Consider the following 771-nt stretch of genomic DNA (forward strand, 5'->3'; position numbering starts at 1 on the left):
CCTGACTTCCATCAAGCAAGGAGAGCAAGATCAACAAGGTGCGAAACGGGTCTTAACCACAGGCTTGCTATTTTTGTTGGCCCTGATGCCTATTGTCGCAACGATTCTGTTTTTCTTTGCTGATGACTTTATTCGTTGGCAAGGCGCTCAGGGGCGAGTGTACGAGTTGGGCTTGCAATATCTCCAGATACTAATCGTCGCGTGTATTTTTTCACTTGGCTCTATTGCGGTTCCATTCTTGCTACGTAACGACAACAGCCCTAACTTAGCCACAATTTTGATGGTGATAGGTGCAATCATTAACATTGTGTTGGACTATGTTTTCATTGCTTGGATGAACTGGGAGCTAACAGGAGCGGCTATTGCGACCGCATTGGCACAGATGGTTGTCACCGTGCTAGGTGTGGGCTACTTCTTCTCTTCTAAAGCGAAGTTACGTCTAACATTTAGAGAGTTGAAAGTGCAATTGGATGCTATTCCTAAAATTGTGCTTATCGGGACATCCAGCTTTTTTATGTACGCTTATGGATCTACGATGGTAGCTCTGCACAACGTGTTATTCGCAAAATACGGCAGCCCGCTTTTGATCGGCGCTTACGCCATTTTAGGTTATATTGTGACGGTCTATTACCTCGTGGCGGAAGGCATTGCCAATGGTATGCAGCCTTTGGTGAGCTACAACCATGGCGCACGAAATCAAGATAACATTCGTAAGTTGCTACAAATTGCTATGGGGACATCGGTTTTAGGTGGTGTTGTGTTCGTGGTAGT

At 45.5% G+C, this 771-nt stretch carries 1 pseudogene; it reads left to right on the forward strand.

Annotation, left to right across the window (positions count from 1 at the left end):
* Positions 1–771 (forward strand): annotated as a pseudogene (gene vmrA, locus R8O10_RS24780) (sodium-coupled multidrug efflux MATE transporter VmrA); the annotation flags it as partial.

Origin of the sequence: Vibrio sp. 1727 (assembly GCF_033344415.1) — a bacterium.
In the GTDB taxonomy this organism is placed as follows: Bacteria; Pseudomonadota; Gammaproteobacteria; order Enterobacterales; family Vibrionaceae; genus Vibrio; species Vibrio alginolyticus.